The organism is Sphingomonas aerophila (genome assembly GCF_014199305.1).
In the GTDB taxonomy this organism is placed as follows: Bacteria; Pseudomonadota; Alphaproteobacteria; order Sphingomonadales; family Sphingomonadaceae; genus Sphingomonas; species Sphingomonas aerophila.
On the sequence record NZ_JACIJK010000010.1, the window covers coordinates 137,186 to 153,227 of the forward strand.

14 protein-coding genes and 1 tRNA gene are annotated in these 16,042 nt (G+C 65.6%); 8 read left to right on the top strand and 7 right to left on the bottom strand.

What is annotated here, in order from left to right:
- Nucleotides 1–3 precede the first annotated feature (3 nt).
- Complete coding sequence (locus tag FHS94_RS15700; RefSeq protein ID WP_184059582.1) at nucleotides 4–243, bottom strand: hypothetical protein; 240 nt, start codon at nucleotides 241–243, stop codon at nucleotides 4–6.
- Between the two features lie 284 nt (nucleotides 244–527).
- A tRNA-Leu gene (locus FHS94_RS15705) sits at nucleotides 528–614 on the bottom strand.
- Between the two features lie 102 nt (nucleotides 615–716).
- On the opposite strand from FHS94_RS15705, the gene FHS94_RS15710 reads away from it, so the two are divergent.
- From FHS94_RS15710 to gltB, 5 genes are all read left to right on the top strand, one after another.
- A complete protein-coding gene (locus FHS94_RS15710; protein ID WP_184059584.1) occupies nucleotides 717–1,655 on the top strand; it encodes a complex I NDUFA9 subunit family protein in 939 nt (312 codons plus the stop codon).
- A gap of 45 nt (nucleotides 1,656–1,700) precedes the next feature.
- Nucleotides 1,701–2,510, top strand: a complete 810-nt coding sequence (locus tag FHS94_RS15715; RefSeq protein ID WP_184059586.1) for an undecaprenyl-diphosphate phosphatase — start codon at nucleotides 1,701–1,703, stop codon at nucleotides 2,508–2,510.
- A gap of 148 nt (nucleotides 2,511–2,658) precedes the next feature.
- Nucleotides 2,659–4,107, top strand: a complete 1,449-nt coding sequence (locus FHS94_RS15720; RefSeq protein WP_184059589.1) for an FAD-dependent oxidoreductase — start codon at nucleotides 2,659–2,661, stop codon at nucleotides 4,105–4,107.
- Nucleotides 4,104–4,259 (top strand): hypothetical protein, encoded by a 156-nt coding sequence (locus FHS94_RS15725; protein WP_184059591.1) that lies wholly within the window; start codon nucleotides 4,104–4,106, stop codon nucleotides 4,257–4,259. Before FHS94_RS15720 ends, FHS94_RS15725 begins: the two co-directional genes overlap by 4 nt.
- Before the next feature lie 2 nt (nucleotides 4,260–4,261).
- Entirely contained in the window at nucleotides 4,262–8,779 is a 4,518-nt protein-coding gene (gltB, locus tag FHS94_RS15730) for a glutamate synthase large subunit (protein ID WP_184059592.1), read from the top strand.
- Nucleotides 8,780–8,801: 22 nt separating this feature from the next.
- Here the strand turns inward: gltB and FHS94_RS15735 are convergent, their stop codons facing one another.
- Nucleotides 8,802–9,269 (bottom strand): hypothetical protein, encoded by a 468-nt coding sequence (locus FHS94_RS15735; protein WP_184059595.1) that lies wholly within the window; start codon nucleotides 9,267–9,269, stop codon nucleotides 8,802–8,804.
- Nucleotides 9,270–9,402: 133 nt separating this feature from the next.
- Between FHS94_RS15735 and FHS94_RS15740 the strand changes: the two genes are divergently transcribed.
- Complete coding sequence (locus FHS94_RS15740) at nucleotides 9,403–10,074, top strand: glutathione S-transferase family protein (protein WP_184059718.1); 672 nt, start codon at nucleotides 9,403–9,405, stop codon at nucleotides 10,072–10,074.
- A 32-nt stretch (nucleotides 10,075–10,106) separates the two neighbouring features.
- A complete protein-coding gene (locus FHS94_RS15745) occupies nucleotides 10,107–10,442 on the top strand; it encodes a tRNA-binding protein (protein WP_184059597.1) in 336 nt (111 codons plus the stop codon).
- 3 nt (nucleotides 10,443–10,445) lie between these two features.
- On the opposite strand, the gene FHS94_RS15750 is transcribed toward FHS94_RS15745, so the two are convergent.
- The 3 genes from FHS94_RS15750 to pepN form a co-directional block, all read right to left on the bottom strand.
- Entirely contained in the window at nucleotides 10,446–10,724 is a 279-nt protein-coding gene (locus FHS94_RS15750; protein ID WP_184059599.1) for a PspC domain-containing protein, read from the bottom strand.
- A gap of 265 nt (nucleotides 10,725–10,989) precedes the next feature.
- Nucleotides 10,990–11,652, bottom strand: a complete 663-nt coding sequence (locus FHS94_RS15755) for an HAD family hydrolase (RefSeq protein WP_184059601.1) — start codon at nucleotides 11,650–11,652, stop codon at nucleotides 10,990–10,992.
- Between the two features lie 4 nt (nucleotides 11,653–11,656).
- Nucleotides 11,657–14,263, bottom strand: coding sequence for an aminopeptidase N (gene pepN, locus FHS94_RS15760; RefSeq protein ID WP_184059720.1), 2,607 nt, complete (start codon nucleotides 14,261–14,263; stop codon nucleotides 11,657–11,659).
- Nucleotides 14,264–14,368: 105 nt separating this feature from the next.
- On the opposite strand from pepN, the gene FHS94_RS15765 reads away from it, so the two are divergent.
- The gene (locus tag FHS94_RS15765; protein WP_184059603.1) at nucleotides 14,369–15,208 is read left to right on the top strand and encodes a Rossmann-fold NAD(P)-binding domain-containing protein; all 840 of its coding nucleotides are present in this window, start codon (nucleotides 14,369–14,371) and stop codon (nucleotides 15,206–15,208) included.
- Here the strand turns inward: FHS94_RS15765 and FHS94_RS15770 are convergent.
- Entirely contained in the window at nucleotides 15,118–16,032 is a 915-nt protein-coding gene (locus FHS94_RS15770) for a DMT family transporter (protein ID WP_184059605.1), read from the bottom strand. The two genes, FHS94_RS15765 and FHS94_RS15770, sit on opposite strands and share 91 nt — an antisense overlap.
- Nucleotides 16,033–16,042: the final 10 nt, after the last annotated feature.

Consider the following 16,042-nt stretch of genomic DNA (forward strand, 5'->3'; position numbering starts at 1 on the left):
TGCTCAGCTATCGGGAAGCTCGCTTCGGCACCGACCCAACGGCAGAAAGCGGATGGCGACGATATCGTCCGCACCATATTCCACATACTGGTCGTGCCACCAACGCAAGTCAGCCGCGCGCATCGTCACGATCGAACCATATCTGCGCCTGACCGTCACGCGACTGTCGGGCGGCACCGGACAACTGCCTCCGGTCCAGGGCCGCCATTCCGCGTCTGGCTCACTCACATCGGGTTCGGTCACGGGTCCTGAGTGGATTGGGACAGCCGCATTGTCAAAGGCCGATCCATCGCGTGCTTCGCGGACGAGTGCTTCGCTGTGCGAGCAGGGCGAGCGAAGGGGATCGCTGCCACGCCCGGTTCGCTGTTCCGCTCTGCGAGCGAATGCCAGACGTCCGGTGGGGATGACGGGCTGAAAGGACCAAATCCAGCTTCGCCGTCGCCACCGCGTGACACGAAGATGCGTATCGGCGACCCCTAGGGGGCCGTTTACTCGACGGGATCCCGCGCGTAACGCGTCTTAGAAAATGGTGCCCAGAAGAGGACTCGAACCTCCACGACCTTGCGATCGCCAGCACCTGAAGCTGGTGCGTCTACCAATTCCGCCATCTGGGCACGGGGTAGGCCGGCGCCTCTAGGGGAGGGTTACTAAGCTTGTCAACACGCCCGTGTGGCGGCAAGGGCAGCTTCAGCAAATTTCGGGTAAGGGCGAACACGATGTACGAGCTGGTGACGCTGATCGGCGGGGGCGGTTTCGTCGGTCGTTATGCCGCACAGGCCTTGTTGCGGGCCGGCTGGCGGGTGCGCGTGGCGCAGCGTGATCCTCGGCAGGCTTATTACCTGCGGCCCTTGGGCGGGCTTGGCCAGACGCAATTCGTTGCGGCCGATGTTACCCGGCCCGACACGATCGCCCGCGCGGTTGAGGGTGCGTCCGCGGTCGTGAATTTGGCCGGCAGCTTTGGCGACGCGATGCGGATCCAGGCCACGGGTGCCGAAACGGTGGCCAGGGCGGCGTCAGCAGCCGGCGTGGATGCATTGGTGCACCTGTCCGCAATCGGCGCGGATTCGGCGTCACAGTCCACCTATGGGCGGTCAAAGGGCTTGGGGGAGGAGGCGGTGCGCTCTGCTTTTCCGAATGCCACGATCCTGCGCCCGTCCGTGATCTTCGGGCGGGAAGACCAGTTCCTCAATCGCTTTGCCGACATGATGCGCCGCCTGCCCGTGGTGCCAGTCCTTCGACCGGCGGCCCGGTTCCAGCCGGTCTATGCCGGCGATGTCGGCGATGCGGTTGCGGCCGCCGTCGGCAACCCGGGGCGCTTTGGCGGGCGCACGATCGAATTGGGCGGCCCGGACGTGCTGACCATGCTCGAGCTGCAGCGCTGGATCGCGGAGGCGACCGGTCGCAAGAAGACATTTCTGGAATTGCCGGATGCCATTGGGGGCGCGATTGCTCGACTGGGCTTTCTGCCTGGCGCGCCGATCAGCTGGGATCAATGGCTGATGCTGGGCCGTGACACGGTTGTGTCGCCGGGTGCGGACGGGCTTGAATCGATGGATCTGACAGCGACGCCGATGGTGGCAGTCGCGCCGTCCTGGCTGGTCCGGTTCAAGCGCAAGGGCCGCTTCGCCAAACGCGTTCACGAAGAGGCGGTTTGATTCGCAACCAGCCCTTATGTTCCCTCTTGATGGGTTGCCCCGCCTTTGACTGACCTTTTGACCGTAATCGTGCTCGGCATTGTCGAGGGCATCACCGAGTTTCTGCCGGTGTCATCCACCGGCCACCTGATCCTGGCGACCCGCCTGCTCGGCTATGATGCCGAACGCTGGGCGCTGTTCAACGTGGTGATCCAGCTTGGCGCGATCCTGGCGATCACCGTTTTGTACTGGCGAACGGTGTGGACGGTGATGTCGGGCATGTTGCGCGGGGACGCGGGGTCGATCCGCTTCGTGCGCAACGTCCTGGTCGGCTTCCTGCCCGCTGCCGCGGTCGGGCTGGTCGTTCATCGCCAGGTCGAAGCGTTGCTGGGTAATGCCGAGGTGGTCGCGATCGCGCTTGCGGTCGGCGGTGTCGCCATCTTGCTTGTTGAGCGGCTGGCCAAGCCCGGCACGGTACGCGGCGTTGCGGATATACCCCTGCCAACCGTGGTGGCGATCGGCTTCATTCAGTGCCTGGCCATGGTGCCAGGGGTGAGCCGTTCAGGCGCAACCATCCTTGGCGCGCTGTCGCTGGGCGTCGAACGCCGCACCGCGGCTGAGTTCTCCTTCTTCCTCGCGATCCCGACCATGCTCGGTGCCAGCGCCCTCGAGATTTTCAAGAACCGGCACGCTCTGACGGCTGGCGGGGCAGTTGGGCCGTTGTCGATCGCCATCGGCTTCGTGGTGTCCTTTGTGGTCGCCCTGGTGGTCGTTCGCTGGTTCATTAATCTGGTCGGCCGGCACGGCTTTGGCCCGTTTGCCTGGTACCGTATCGTCGCGGGCTCGGCTGCACTGGTCTGGCTTCTGAACGGGTAGGTCCGACCCGGCCTTACTCTTGTGGCAGTAAATAGTGTGCCAATGGCAAAGAGCTGAGTTGATCCTTAAAGTAGGACAGCAAAGCTGACTTGATGCTCGGAACGGTCCTGCTATGTCGTCCTGCGTACTCACGCTGGAAGGTATCGCTGTGGCCGACAGTCCGATGTTGAAGTTTGTCGACCGCGTTCAGGCTTACCCCGCAAAGCGTGCGCCCGAGCTTCGTGCGGAGGACTTCCGGGAGATTGCCGACCGCTTTGCGGTGCCCGCGGCAGAGGAGCAGGCTGGGCGCTGCTCGCAATGTGGCGTGCCCTATTGTTCGGTACATTGCCCGCTCCACAACCATATCCCCGATTGGCTGCGGCTGACCGCGGAGGGGCGGCTGCGGGACGCCTATGAGTTGAGCAACGCGACCTCCACCATGCCGGAGATCTGCGGCCGCATCTGCCCGCAGGATAGGCTGTGCGAGGGCAATTGCGTGATCGAGTTTACCGGTCATGGCGCGGTGACGATCGGGTCGGTCGAGAAGTTCATCACCGACAAGGCCTGGGAGGAGGGCTGGGTCGAGCCGCTCGTGCCCGGGCCGGCGCGGGGGCAGTCGGTGGCGGTGATCGGAGCAGGCCCAGCAGGGCTGACCGCGGCCGAATATCTGCGCGGCAACGGCTACGAGGTCCATGTTTATGACCGGCATGATCGGGCCGGCGGGCTGCTGACCTATGGCATCCCTGGCTTCAAGCTCGAAAAGCCGGTGGTGATGCGTCGCGTCGACCGGCTCAAGGACGGCGGGATCGTCTTCCACGAAGGCTTTGAGGTCGGCCGCGATGCGTCGCTCGACGACCTGCGCCAGCGGCATGATGCCGTTCTGGTCGCAACGGGCGTGTACAAGGCGCGCGCGATTGAGGCACCGGGCGTGGGCGCCGGGGGCGTGGTCGAAGCGCTCGATTACCTGATCGCTTCCAACCGGCGCGGATTTGGCGACGTCGTGCCGGAGGAGGAGGCTCAGTCTCTGGATGCGACCGGCCGGAACGTGGTGGTGATCGGCGGCGGCGACACCGCGATGGACTGCGTTCGCACCGCCATTCGTCAGGGTGCAGCGTCGGTGAAGTGCCTGTATCGCCGCGACCGCGCCAATATGCCGGGAAGCCAGCGTGAGGTGGCGAACGCCGAGGAGGAGGGCGCGGAGTTCGTCTGGCTTTCGGCACCCGAGGCCTTCCACAGTGTGAGCGAGGGCAGCGTCTCCAGCGTCGCTGTTCGTGGCATGCGGCTCGGCGCGCCCGATGCCAGCGGCCGTCGTGCGCCCGAGCATGATCCCGGCAGCGACACGCAGATGCCTGCCGACCTGGTGATCAAGGCGTTGGGCTTCGATGCGGAAGACCTGCCCGGTTTGTGGGGAGCGCCCGAGCTTGGCGTGTCGCGCTGGGGCACGGTGCTGGTCGACGGCAAGACCCTGATGACCAGCCTGGATGGCGTGTTCGCCGCGGGTGACATCGTCCGTGGCGCGAGCCTGGTGGTGTGGGCGATCCGCGACGGCCGTGACGTAGCGGCAGCGATGCACAAGTGGCTGAAGGCCAAAGCGGCGGGCGAGAGGAAGGCAGCGTGAGGAGGTTGGGACTTCCCCCGGCCGCAACCGTGGTGGCCGTTCCCGGCGCAGCACAGGGCGTTGGCCCGCAGGCCGACATGGACGCGGGCCGGCACGACCGTTCACCTGCGTCTCTCGATCTACTGGGCATCATGCCCAAGCTGAAGGCATGAACATGACCGACCCTCGCACTTATCTCGCCGAGCACGGCATGTATCGCCCCGACTTCGAGGGGGACGCGTGCGGAGTCGGCCTGGTCGCCGCGACCGATGGCACGCCCTCGCGCCGTGTGGTCCAGTCCGCGATCGACGCGCTTAAGGCGGTATGGCACCGCGGTGCCGTCGATGCGGATGGGAAAACGGGCGATGGTGCTGGCCTCCATGTCGACTTGCCGCACCGCTTCTTCGACGATGCTGTGGCCGCTTCCGGGCATCGCCTGCTGCCGAACCGGCTCGCCGTGGGCATGGTCTTCCTGCCGCGCACCGATCTGGGAGCGCAGGAAACCTGCCGCACGATCGTGGAAAGCGCGATCATCGAGGCTGGCTACACCATCTATGGCTGGCGCCAGGTGCCGGTCGACGTGTCGGTGATCGGCCTGAAGGCGCAGGCGACCCGGCCCGAGATCGAGCAGATCATGATCGCCGGCCCCATGCCGGACGCGGTGTCGGTCGAGGAGTTCGAGAAGAACCTGTATCTTGTCCGCCGCCGGATCGAGAAGCGGGTGATCGCGGCCCAGATCCAGGGCTTCTACATCTGCTCGCTGTCGTGCCGGTCGATCGTGTACAAGGGCCTGTTCCTGGCCGAGAGCCTGTCGCTGTTTTACCCGGACCTGCAGGATCAACGATTCGAAAGCCGCGTCGCGATCTTTCACCAGCGTTATTCAACCAACACCTTCCCGCAATGGTGGTTGGCCCAGCCGTTCCGCTGCCTCGCCCATAACGGCGAGGTCAACACGATCCGCGGCAACAAGAACTGGATGCTGAGCCACGAGATCCGGATGGCAAGCATCGCGTTTGGCGAGCACTCGGAGGATATCAAACCGGTGATCCCGGCGGGCGCGTCGGATACTGCCGCTCTCGACGCGGTGTTCGAGGCAATCTGCCGCTCGGGCCGCGATGCGCCGACCGCCAAGCTGATGCTGGTTCCAGAGGCCGCGCGCGACGACATGCCGGCGCCCCATGCAGCGATGTACAATTACCTCGCATCGGTGATGGAGCCGTGGGACGGCCCCGCGGCGCTGGCGATGACCGATGGGCGATGGGCGGTGGCGGGCGTCGACCGCAACGCGCTTCGGCCGCTTCGCTATACCCGCACCAGCGATGGGCTGCTGATCGTCGGATCCGAGACGGGCATGGTGCCGGTGCCGGAATCCACCGTGGTCACCAAGGGGCGGCTAGGGCCTGGGCAGATGATCGCCGTCGACTTGCATGAAGGCGTCGTGCTGGACGATATGGCCGTAAAGGACCGGATCGCGGGCGAGCAGGACTATGCCGCCATGACCGGCGCTTTCCACACGCTCGCCGACCTGCCCGAGGTGGGCGACGCAGTGGTCCATTACCCGCGCGCCGAGCTCGCCCGGCGTCAGGTAGCCGCCGGCCAGACGCTGGAGGACATGGAGCTGATCCTGTCGCCCATGGTCGAATCCGGCAAGGAAGCGATCGGCTCGATGGGAGATGACACGCCGCTTGCCGTCATTTCCGACAAGCCGCGACTGATCAGCCAGTTCTTCCGCCAGAACTTCAGTCAGGTCACCAACCCGCCTATCGACCCGCTGCGCGAGCGGCATGTGATGAGCCTGAAGACCCGTTTCGGCAATCTCGCCAACATCCTGGACGTGCGCGACCGGCGTGAGCGGGTGCTGGTGCTCGATTCACCAGTGCTGACGGGCACGCACTGGGCGCGGTTGCGCGCGCATTTCGGGCGCAGCGCGGCGGAGATCGACTGCACCTTCGACGCAGGTGGCGGCCCGGAGAAACTGCGCGAGGCCATTGCCCGCATCCGTGCCGAGGCCGAACAGGCAGTGCGGATGGGCCAGTCGGAGCTGTTCCTGACTGACGAGCATGTCAGCGAGGACCGGGTGGCGATCGCCGGCGTGCTGGCCGCCGCGGCGGTGCACACGCACCTCGTTCGCCGGGGCCTGCGCTCTTATGCCTCGATCAACGTGCGCTCGGCCGAGTGCCTGGACACTCACTATTATGCGGTGCTGATCGGGGTGGGGGCGACCACCGTCAACGCCTACCTTGCCGAGGCCGCGATTGCGGATCGCCAGGCGCGCGGGCTCTTCGGCGACCTGTCGCTGGACGAATGCCTCAAGCGTCACCGTAGCGCAGTGGAAGAGGGGTTGCTCAAGATCCTGTCGAAGATGGGGATCGCGGTGATCTCCTCCTATCGCGGCGGCTACAACTTTGAGGCAGTCGGCCTGTCGCGCAGCCTGGTGGCGGACCTGTTCCCGGGCATGCCCGCCAAGATCTCGGGTGAGGGCTATGCCTCGCTCCACCTTAATGCCTCGATCCGGCATGAGGCGGCGTTCGACAGCGCGGTCGCGACCCTGCCGGTCGGCGGCTTTTATCGTCAGCGGCACCAGGGCGAGACGCACGCTTATTCGGCGCAGCTGATGCACCTGCTGCAAACGGCCGTATCGACGGACAGCTACACCAGCTACCTCCAGTTCAGCCGCGGCGTCGCCGACCTGCCTCCCGTTTACCTGCGCGACCTGCTGCAATTCAACTTCCCGGCCGAGGGCATCGCACCCGATCAGGTGGAGGCGATCACCGAGATCAGGAAGCGCTTCGTGACGCCCGGCATGAGCCTTGGCGCGCTGTCGCCGGAGGCGCACGAAACGCTCGCGATCGCAATGAACCGCATCGGCGCGAAGGCGGTTTCGGGCGAGGGTGGGGAGGACCAGGTCCGCTACAAGCCCTATGCCAATGGCGACAACGCCAATTCGGGCGTGAAGCAGATCGCTTCGGGCCGCTTCGGCGTGACGGCGGAGTATCTGAACGCCTGCGAGGAGATCGAGATCAAGGTGGCGCAGGGCGCCAAGCCTGGCGAGGGCGGGCAGCTGCCCGGCTTCAAGGTGACCGAGTTCATCGCCAAGCTGCGCCACGCCACCCCCGGCGTGACGCTGATCAGCCCGCCGCCGCACCACGACATCTATTCGATCGAGGATCTGGCGCAGCTCATCTACGACCTGAAGCAGATCAACCCGCGCGCGCGCGTCTGCGTGAAGCTCGTCTCGTCTGCGGGCATCGGCACGGTCGCGGCGGGCGTTGCCAAGGCTCACGCGGACGTCATTCTGGTGTCCGGCCATGTCGGCGGCACCGGCGCGTCGCCCCAGACCAGCATTAAATATGCCGGTACGCCCTGGGAAATGGGCCTGTCGGAAGTCAACCAGACGCTGACCCTCAACGGCCTGCGCGGTCGCATCCGCCTGCGCGCGGACGGCGGGCTGAAGACGGGGCGCGACATCGTCATTGCCGCGATCCTGGGTGCCGAGGAGTTCGGCATCGGCACGCTCAGCCTTGTCGCGATGGGCTGCATCATGGTGCGCCAGTGTCATTCCAACACCTGCCCGGTTGGCGTCTGCACCCAGGATGCGCGCCTGCGGGAGAAGTTCGTCGGCACGCCCGAAAAGGTCATCAACCTGATGACCTTCATCGCCGAGGAAGTGCGCGACATCCTGGCGCGGCTCGGCTTCCGCAGCCTGGACGAGGTGATCGGCCGCACCGAACTGCTCCGCCAGGTCAGCCGCGGTGCCGAGCATCTCGACGACCTCGACCTCAATCCCATACTGGCAAAGGTCGACGCTACCGATGCGGAACGACGCTTTTCGCTCAACACCTTCCGCAACGAGGTGCCCGACAGCCTCGATGCGCAGATGATCAAGGACGCCAACGCCGTGTTCGAGCGTGGCGAGAAGATGCAACTGACTTATTCGGTCAGGAACACGCACCGCGCCGTCGGCACGCGCCTGTCGAGTGAGATCGTGCGCCGGTATGGCTCGTCCAAGCTTGCCGAGGGGCACGTCACCGTGCGGCTGCGCGGCAGTGCGGGCCAGTCGCTTGGCGCGTTCCTGGTCCAGGGCGTGACGCTGGAAGTGTTCGGCGATTCCAATGATTATGTGGGCAAGGGACTGTCCGGCGGCACGATCATCGTTCGCCCGGCGGTGTCATCGCCGCTGCGGAGCCAGGAAAATACCATCATCGGCAACACGGTGCTGTACGGCGCCACCAGCGGGAGGCTGTTCGCGGCGGGGCAGGCGGGCGAGCGGTTTGCGGTGCGCAATTCCGGCGCAACCGTGATCGTCGAGGGCTGCGGCGCGAATGGCTGCGAGTACATGACCGGCGGCACCGCGGTGGTTCTGGGGCCGGTCGGCGCCAACTTCGGTGCCGGCATGACGGGCGGCATGGCCTTCATCTACGATCCGGAAGGCACGTTCGAGCGCCGCGCGAACCCGGACAGCATTACCTGGCATCGCCTGTCCTCGCGTCATTGGGGAGGCGTGCTACACCAGCTCGTCTGCGATCATGCCGACGTGACGGACAGCAAATGGTCGCGCGGGATCCTGGACAATTGGGAGCGGGCGTCCCGCCACTTCTGGCAGGTCGTCCCGCGCGAGATGCTGACGCGGCTGTCGCACCCGATCACGGACGAGCCGGACTCGGTGGCGGGCGAGCTCGTCGCGGCGGAGTGATCGCCGGGACGGGCCGGCCGGGTTAAGACCCGATCTGCCCGTCCAGCATCGCTTTGCGATAAGCATCCGCCTCGGCCGGCATGATCGCTGGCGCAAGGCGGAGGTAAGCGCGACCCTGGATCATGTCGCGGGTCGCCGCGTCCGCGCTCCGGGTGAGCTGTTCACCCCGCCGCATGGCGTCGGGAACGGTTGCGAACAGCTCGATCACGTTCTCCGTATCGAGTCCGGTGCCCGGATGCCGGGCGTCCCGGAATGTCACCTTGCTCGTGTAGGAGCCGGGCTTGCCGAGCAGGTGATCCCGGTCCGTAGCGGCCGTCACAGCGACCACGCCCGTGACGGGCAGTCCCGCTCCCTTGAGCGCCTGGGCGACACTGGCCGCGTCGGCCACCGGTGCAGGACTGGCCGCCGCGCTCGGCTGTTCGCTTTCCTGCGAGCAAGCGGCGAGGCTCGCGCTCGCGATCGCAGCCAGCAACACGGTCCTGTACGTCATCCTCGCCTCCCGTTTGAGATCAAGCATAGGCGCCGGGCGTAGCAACTGGGAACCGGAAAGCGGCCCCGTGCGATCGATTGCCGCAGCACAAAGTCTTTCATCGAGTGAAAGGCGGCTCTACGACGCTATGACCATGTGGCAGCTTTACCAATTTCCCCTGTGCCCGTTCTCGCGCAAACTGCGCCTTCTGCTGGGGGAAAAGGGCGTCGGCTATGAACTGGTGCGCGAATCACCTTGGGCGCGGCGCGACGAATTCCTCGACATGAACCCCGCCGGACAGACGCCAGTGATGGTGGATACGCAGCGCGGCACCGTGCTGATCGATTCGATGGCGATCTGTGAATATTTTGAAGAAACCGTCGAAAAGGCGGCGATGATCAACGGCACTGCCGCCAATCGGGCAGAGATTCGCCGCCTGGTCGCCTGGTTCGACAACAACTTCTATCATGATGTGACCGGCCCGCTGCTCGGGGAGCGCATGATCAAACGCCTTGCCCACCGCCAGGCGCCTGAGGCCAAGGCGCTACGCCAGTCGATGAAGGCCGCGATCGAGCACCTCGACTATATCGACTATCTGCTCGACCACCGAAACTGGTTGGCCGGCGCGACGCTCAGCCTCGCCGACCTTGCGGCGGCTGCGCAAATCTCGGTTGCCGACTATCTGGGCGGGATCGACTGGAAGGGTCATGAGCAGACGGCACGCTGGTATCGCGGGTTGAAAAGCCGTCCTTCCTTCCGCCCGCTCCTGTCCGAGCGAATGGAAGTGATCGGGCCGCCTGCGCACTACGACAATGTCGATTTCTGATGAGTGCCGGGCATTGCCGCGGGATTGAGAACATGACGATCACCATGGATGATTTCCACCGCGTCGACATTCGTGTCGGCACGATCGTCGAAGCTGAGCCGTTTCCCGAAGCGCGCAAACCCGCCATCAAGCTGCGTATCGATTTCGGGCCGGAGATCGGTGTCAAGCGATCCTCGGCGCAGATCACCCGTCACTATACCCCCGACGCGCTGGTAGGGCGGCAGGTCGCGGCGGTGATCAACTTTCCACCGCGCCAGATCGGCCCGATCATGAGCGAGGTGCTGACACTTGGCTTTCCGGACGCCGATGGTGAGGTTGTGCTGCTCGCCCCCGAACGGCCGGTGCCGAACGGGGGCAGGTTGTTCTGACCCTCAGGCGGCCAGCGGCAGCTGGTCGTCTTCGCTATCCGGCGTCGGCGTATCCGTCGCCAGGCTCGACGTTGCGGTGCGGGGACCGCGGAACAGCAGCCGCGACGCGAGCACCACCACGCCCAGGCCCAGATACACAAGCACGCTCCACTTCAGGCTGACGAACAGCCCGAAGGCGAACAGCACGCGCAAGTACAGGGGATTGAACCCGAAATCGTCTGCGATCGACTGACAAATGCCAACCATCGTATCGGAGCGAGTGAACGGGTTGCTGTTCGACATGGACCTGAACTCCTGGCGGCGGGATCATCCTGCCTTTGCCATCTACTTCGCACAGGCCATGCCAGTTTGGGTTCTAACGCAATGTGAACGAGTTAGTGTGGAATGCCGTCCAGAGGAGATGCTGTGATCCGGCGCGTTTCGCTATTAACTGGTGTGTTTTGCCGGATGGTCAGCTGACCACCCAGCCGACAAGCGTCGAGGCTGGCCACACCCGCGCGCCGTTGACCACAATCAGCAACGCTGCGGGTGTCGTCAGTGTCCGCCGTCACTGCGCGAGCGGCGTGGCGTCAAAGCGTGCCAGCAGCTCGGCCACGTCATCAACGATCATCTGAGCGCCTGCCCGGCTCAGCGTATCGTCATCAAAGCCGCCGGACCGGACGGCGACACGGGTCATGCCGCATTTGGCAGCGGCTTCCATGTCATAAGGCGCGTCCCCTACAACGACGACGCTCGCCGCCTCCACTCCCGCCTTTTTGGCGGCGACCGCAAAGATGTCCGGGGCGGGCTTCGTCGCCCCGACATCGTCGCTGGTCGTTGAGGTCGATACGGCATCGCGGATGCCAAGCAGGTCCAGGTAATGGTCGCGTTCGCCGGCACCCGCGGAGGACGCGAGCACGGACTGCCGCCCGCTGCCGTGCACTCGCCTGACCAGTTCAGCGGCGCCCGGAAGAGGGCGAACTCGATCTAGATAATCCGCCTTGAAGAACTGGCCGTGCAATGTACCCAGCCGCTCAACCTCCGGATCCGACAAGTCGGGAAACAGGGCCGGCACGAGATTGTCCGTACCCTTGCCGATCTGCTCCGTGATGCGTTCGCGTGCCACTGGCCGGCCGGTTGCCGCAAAGACGCGATACCAGGCTTCCACATGATAGCCGTTGCTGTCTACCAGCGTTCCGTCGATGTCGAAGAATACCGCTTGTGTGCGCATGGGATCAGCCCTCCAGGCTCTTAGAGGCCTGTTCGAACAGGTCCTTGGACAAGCCCGGCACCGCAACGATCCGCTCGAGCTCAGCACGCATCATCACCGCTCGGGTCGCATCAAAGCGGCGCCAGCGACCCAGGGGCGGCAGCAGCTTGGCCGCGGTCTGCGGATTAAGCTTGTCTAGCTGGATCAGCTGATCGGCAAGGAACCGGTAGCCGGCCCCGTCCGCCCGATTGAGCGCGCGCTGGTTGACGCCGAATGCCCCCACCAGCGAACGCGCGCGGTTGGGGTTGGCCAGGCTGAAATCAGGGTGCCTTGACAGTTCCGCCACAATCTCCACCGTGTCGGCGCGGGTGGCAAGAGCCTGAGTCTGGAACCACTTGTCGAGCACCAGAGCGTTGTCTGCATAACGATTGTAGAAGATGTCGAGCGCCGCGACCCGTTCGTCGCTGTCGCCGTTGGCGAGTACCTGCAACGCACCCTGGCGATCGGTCATGTTGTCCGCCGCGGCGAACTGGGTGAAGGCAAGCTTGCCTGCGTCACCGGTATTAGTCGCCGCCAGGTAGCCGAGCGCAACGTTGCGCAGCCGCCGCGACCCCTTGGCCCGTGGCGTATAGGCATATGGTTCGCGCGGGCCGTCATAAGCGGCGCGCCATTGTTCCTCCAACTGCCGGGCAAGGTCGGAACGCAGAGCCTGGCGCGCGGCGAACACCGCCTCTGGATCGACCACGGCTAGCTGGTCGGCGATGAACCCCTCAGCGGGGAGCAGCACGGCTTCCGCAACAAAAGCGGGATCGAGCGAGGGGTCGGACAGCGTCGCCGATACGGCCCGGATCACCGCGTCATGATTAGTCCGCCCGCCCTCGATCGCGCCGGCAACAAGCGTGTCGAGCATCAACTGCTGCGTCGCCTCGTAACGGGCGAAGGGATCGTCATCGGTACCGGACAGGAACGCGAGCTCGTCCGGGGTGCGGTCGCTCTCGATCACCACGGGCGCGGAGAAGCCGCGATTGATCGACAGCACCGGCCGTTCGGTCACGCCTTCGTACACGATGGTGTCCGATGCCTGGTTAAGCATTACCAGTTGCTCGTCCGTCAGCGGCCGGCCCGTAGCGGCGCCGAACAAGCGCAGCTTGAGCGGAATCACCATCGGCTCCTTGTCGCTCTGGCCGGGGGTGGCGGGCACCTGTTGACCCAGGCGCAGCGTCGCGCGCCCGCTACCGGCGTCGTGCGTAACGCTGGCCGACACGCGCGGGGTGCCTGCCTGGCTATACCAAAGGCGGAACTGGGTCAGGTCAACCCCGCCTGCATCCTCCATGCATTGCACAAAGTCCTCGCAAGTGGCCGCCGTGCCATCGAAGCGATCGAAATACAGGTCGGTCGCCGCGCGGAAGCGCTGCGGGCCCAGGATCGTCGCCATCATGCGGACGATCTCCGCCCCCTTGTTGTAGATGGTGGCGGTGTAGAAATTGGAGATCTCGAGATAGCTTTCGGGCCGGATCGGATGCGCGAGCGGCCCCGCATCTTCGGGAAACTGGCTGGCCCGGAGCGCGCGCACGTCCTCGATCCGCTTCACTGCGGCCGATCCCTGGTCGGCGGAGAAGCCCTGGTCGCGGAAGACCGTGAAACCTTCCTTCAGGCTCAGCTGGAACCAGTCGCGGCAGGTGACGCGGTTACCCGACCAATTGTGGAAATACTCATGCGCGACCACGCCCGCGACATGGTCGTAATCCATGTCGGTCGCGGTGTCCGGGTCGGCCAGGACATAGCGGCTGTTGAAGATGTTCAGCCCCTTGTTCTCCATCGCGCCGAAGTTGAAATCGTCCACCGCGACGATGTTGAACACGTCCAGATCATATTCCCGGCCGTACACATGCTCGTCCCACGCCATCGACAGCTTCAGCGCATGAAGCGCGTGATGCGTGCGGGGCAGGTCCGCCTCTCGCACCCAGATGCCAAGCTCTACCTCGCGGCCCGACTGCGTGGTGAAGCTGCTGCGATTACAGGCCAGGTCGCCCGCGACCAAGGCGAACAGGTAGGACGGCTTGGGAAAGGGGTCGTGCCATTCCGCCCAGTGGCGGCCGTCGGGCAGATCGCCCGACGCGATCGGGTCGCCGTTGGCAAGCAGCACGGGGAAGCGCGCCTTGTCCGCGCTCATGCGCACGCGATATCGTGCAAGCACGTCGGGACGGTCGGGGAAGTAGGTGATGCGCCGAAAGCCCTCAGCCTCGCACTGAGTGCACAGGATGCCGTTCGAGGCATAAAGCCCCATCAGCTGGGTATTGGCGTCGGGCGCGATTTCCACCTCCGTCTCGACCACGTGCGTGTCGCCGGTCAGCGGGACCTCCAGCGTGTCGCCGTCTAGCCGCCAATCGTTGATCGCGACCCCATCGACCAGCACCGACACCAGCCGCTGCCCCGCGCCATCGAGGCGCAGCGGCTCCACCGTGTCCTCGCGCCGACTTACCTCCAGCCGTGCACGTACGCGGGTCGTTGCGGGGTCCAGGTCGAAGTCGAGCGACACCTCCGGCACCGTCCAGGCGGGCGGGCGATAGTCCTCGCGCCGGATTGCCTGGGGCTGGGCGGGGACAGGCGGGGCGTGGTTGGCATCGAGCATCATGGGGATATACGCCTGAGATCGCGCTTGGCTACCGAGGGTTGCGCGACGGCTGGGCCCTGTTAGCCATGACGCGGTGTGCTGCCGTTATGAACGCTTGGCCCGGTGAGCCGGTTGCTTGTCTTCGGACTGGGCTACACCGCCCGGCGCCTGGCCGACACGCTGGCGGACAAGGGGTGGCGCGTGGTCGGCACGACTCGCGACGGGCGCGGAGGGAGCATCGCCTTTCACGACGTCGAGCGGGTTCGCGCGGAGATTGCGGCGGCGACCCACATCCTGTCCTCCGTTCCGCCGGAAGGGGAGGCCGACCCGGTGCTGGCCGCTTACCGTGATCCGATTGCGACCGCGGGCGGGTGGATGGGCTATCTGTCCTCCACCGGAGTGTACGGCGACACGGGCGGCGCCTGGGTCGACGAGAGTGCGCCAACGGGGTCAGGCCGGCGAGGCGCGCGTGCGGCGGCGGACGGGGCGTGGCGAGCGCTTGGCGCGCGAGTGTTCCGGCTGCCCGGCATCTATGGCCCGGGCCGCTCACCGCTCGACCGGGTGCGAGAAGGGCGGGCGCATCGCGTCGGACTGCCAGGCCAGGTGTTCAGCCGCGTCCATGTCGATGACATCGTGAGCGGCGTGACCGCCGGGCTGTCCGGGCCGGCTGGTGCCTACAACCTCGCCGACGACACTCCTTGCGATCAGGATCAGGTGATCGCCTATGCCGCGGCGCTGCTCGGCCTGCCATTGCCGCCCGTGGTGTCGGTTGAGAGCCTGTCGCCAATGGCCCGCGGCTTTTATGCCGAGAACCGACGCGTGTCGGCGCTGAAGGCGAAGCGGGTGCTCGGCTGGGCGCCGCGCTATCCCGACTACCGGTTCGGCCTCCGCGCCCTCAACGCCACAACCAGCCCGGCGCCGGTCAGTATCGCCCCCGCTATCGCCAGCGTGCTCCAGCGATAACCCTCGAACAAGGTCGACAGCAGCATCGCGATCACCGGCACGATGACGCTGGAATAGGACGCCTTGGCCGGGCCGATCACCCGCAGCACGCGGTAATAGAGCGGAAAAGCGAGCGCGGAGGCGAACAGGCCCAGGTATAGGATGCCGAGCGTATAGCTTGGCCGCGGGTCAAACCGGGGTGGCCCGCTCATGAAATAGGCGAACGTCGCGTCGAGCGCGGCGCCGCCGAGCATGGCGATGGCCAGGGTCGGCGCCATGGGAAAGCGTTTCGCGATGTTCGTTCCCTGCAACACGTTGGCGCTGGAGGCGCAGATGATCGCGGCTGCGGTGAAGCCGATGCCGGCCATCGCAGTGGCGCCGCCACTCGGGTCCACGCGAACCTCGCGGATGAGAAGCAGTATCACCCCTGCCATGGCGATCGCGGAGCCAAGGATCAGTTGCCGCCCCATCCGCTGGCCCAGGAAGATGCGAGCAAGCAATGCGTTGGGGACGAGCAGCAGCGCGAACAGCACGGCAACCAGGCCGGAGGTGATGAACCGTTCCGCCTGATATACGAAGTTGAAGTTGCCGACGAACTGCAACGTGCCGACTGCCAGCGCGAAAAGGACGCCAGCGGGCCCGATCGCCCAGCTATCCCGCCGCCACAGGGCGGCCCCCGTCATCGCAAGTCCCGCGACCAGGAAGCGATAGCTGACGGACCAGCCGGCCGGCACCACCGTCAACTGGTCGCGGATGACCAGCCAGGTCGATCCCCATATGAGCGTGACGAGCGCAAAGGGGACCAGGATCGCGGCGCGGGTCGATTGCGGGGTTTCAGGGGTCATCCAGCCTTGT

What these genes read in the sequence shown, in the direction of transcription:
- FHS94_RS15710 (WP_184059584.1), top strand. Translation starts at nt 717, where the DNA reads ATGTACGAGCTGGTGACGCTGATCGGCGGGGGCGGTTTCGTCGGTCGT.
- gltB (WP_184059592.1), top strand. Translation starts at nt 4,262, where the DNA reads ATGACCGACCCTCGCACTTATCTCGCCGAGCACGGCATGTATCGCCCC.
- FHS94_RS15735 (WP_184059595.1), bottom strand. Translation starts at nt 9,269, where the DNA reads ATGACGTACAGGACCGTGTTGCTGGCTGCGATCGCGAGCGCGAGCCTC.
- FHS94_RS15740 (WP_184059718.1), top strand. Translation starts at nt 9,403, where the DNA reads ATGTGGCAGCTTTACCAATTTCCCCTGTGCCCGTTCTCGCGCAAACTG.
- FHS94_RS15745 (WP_184059597.1), top strand. Translation starts at nt 10,107, where the DNA reads ATGACGATCACCATGGATGATTTCCACCGCGTCGACATTCGTGTCGGC.
- FHS94_RS15750 (WP_184059599.1), bottom strand. Translation starts at nt 10,724, where the DNA reads ATGTCGAACAGCAACCCGTTCACTCGCTCCGATACGATGGTTGGCATT.
- FHS94_RS15755 (WP_184059601.1), bottom strand. Translation starts at nt 11,652, where the DNA reads ATGCGCACACAAGCGGTATTCTTCGACATCGACGGAACGCTGGTAGAC.
- pepN (WP_184059720.1), bottom strand. Translation starts at nt 14,263, where the DNA reads ATGCTCGATGCCAACCACGCCCCGCCTGTCCCCGCCCAGCCCCAGGCA.
- FHS94_RS15770 (WP_184059605.1), bottom strand. Translation starts at nt 16,032, where the DNA reads ATGACCCCTGAAACCCCGCAATCGACCCGCGCCGCGATCCTGGTCCCC.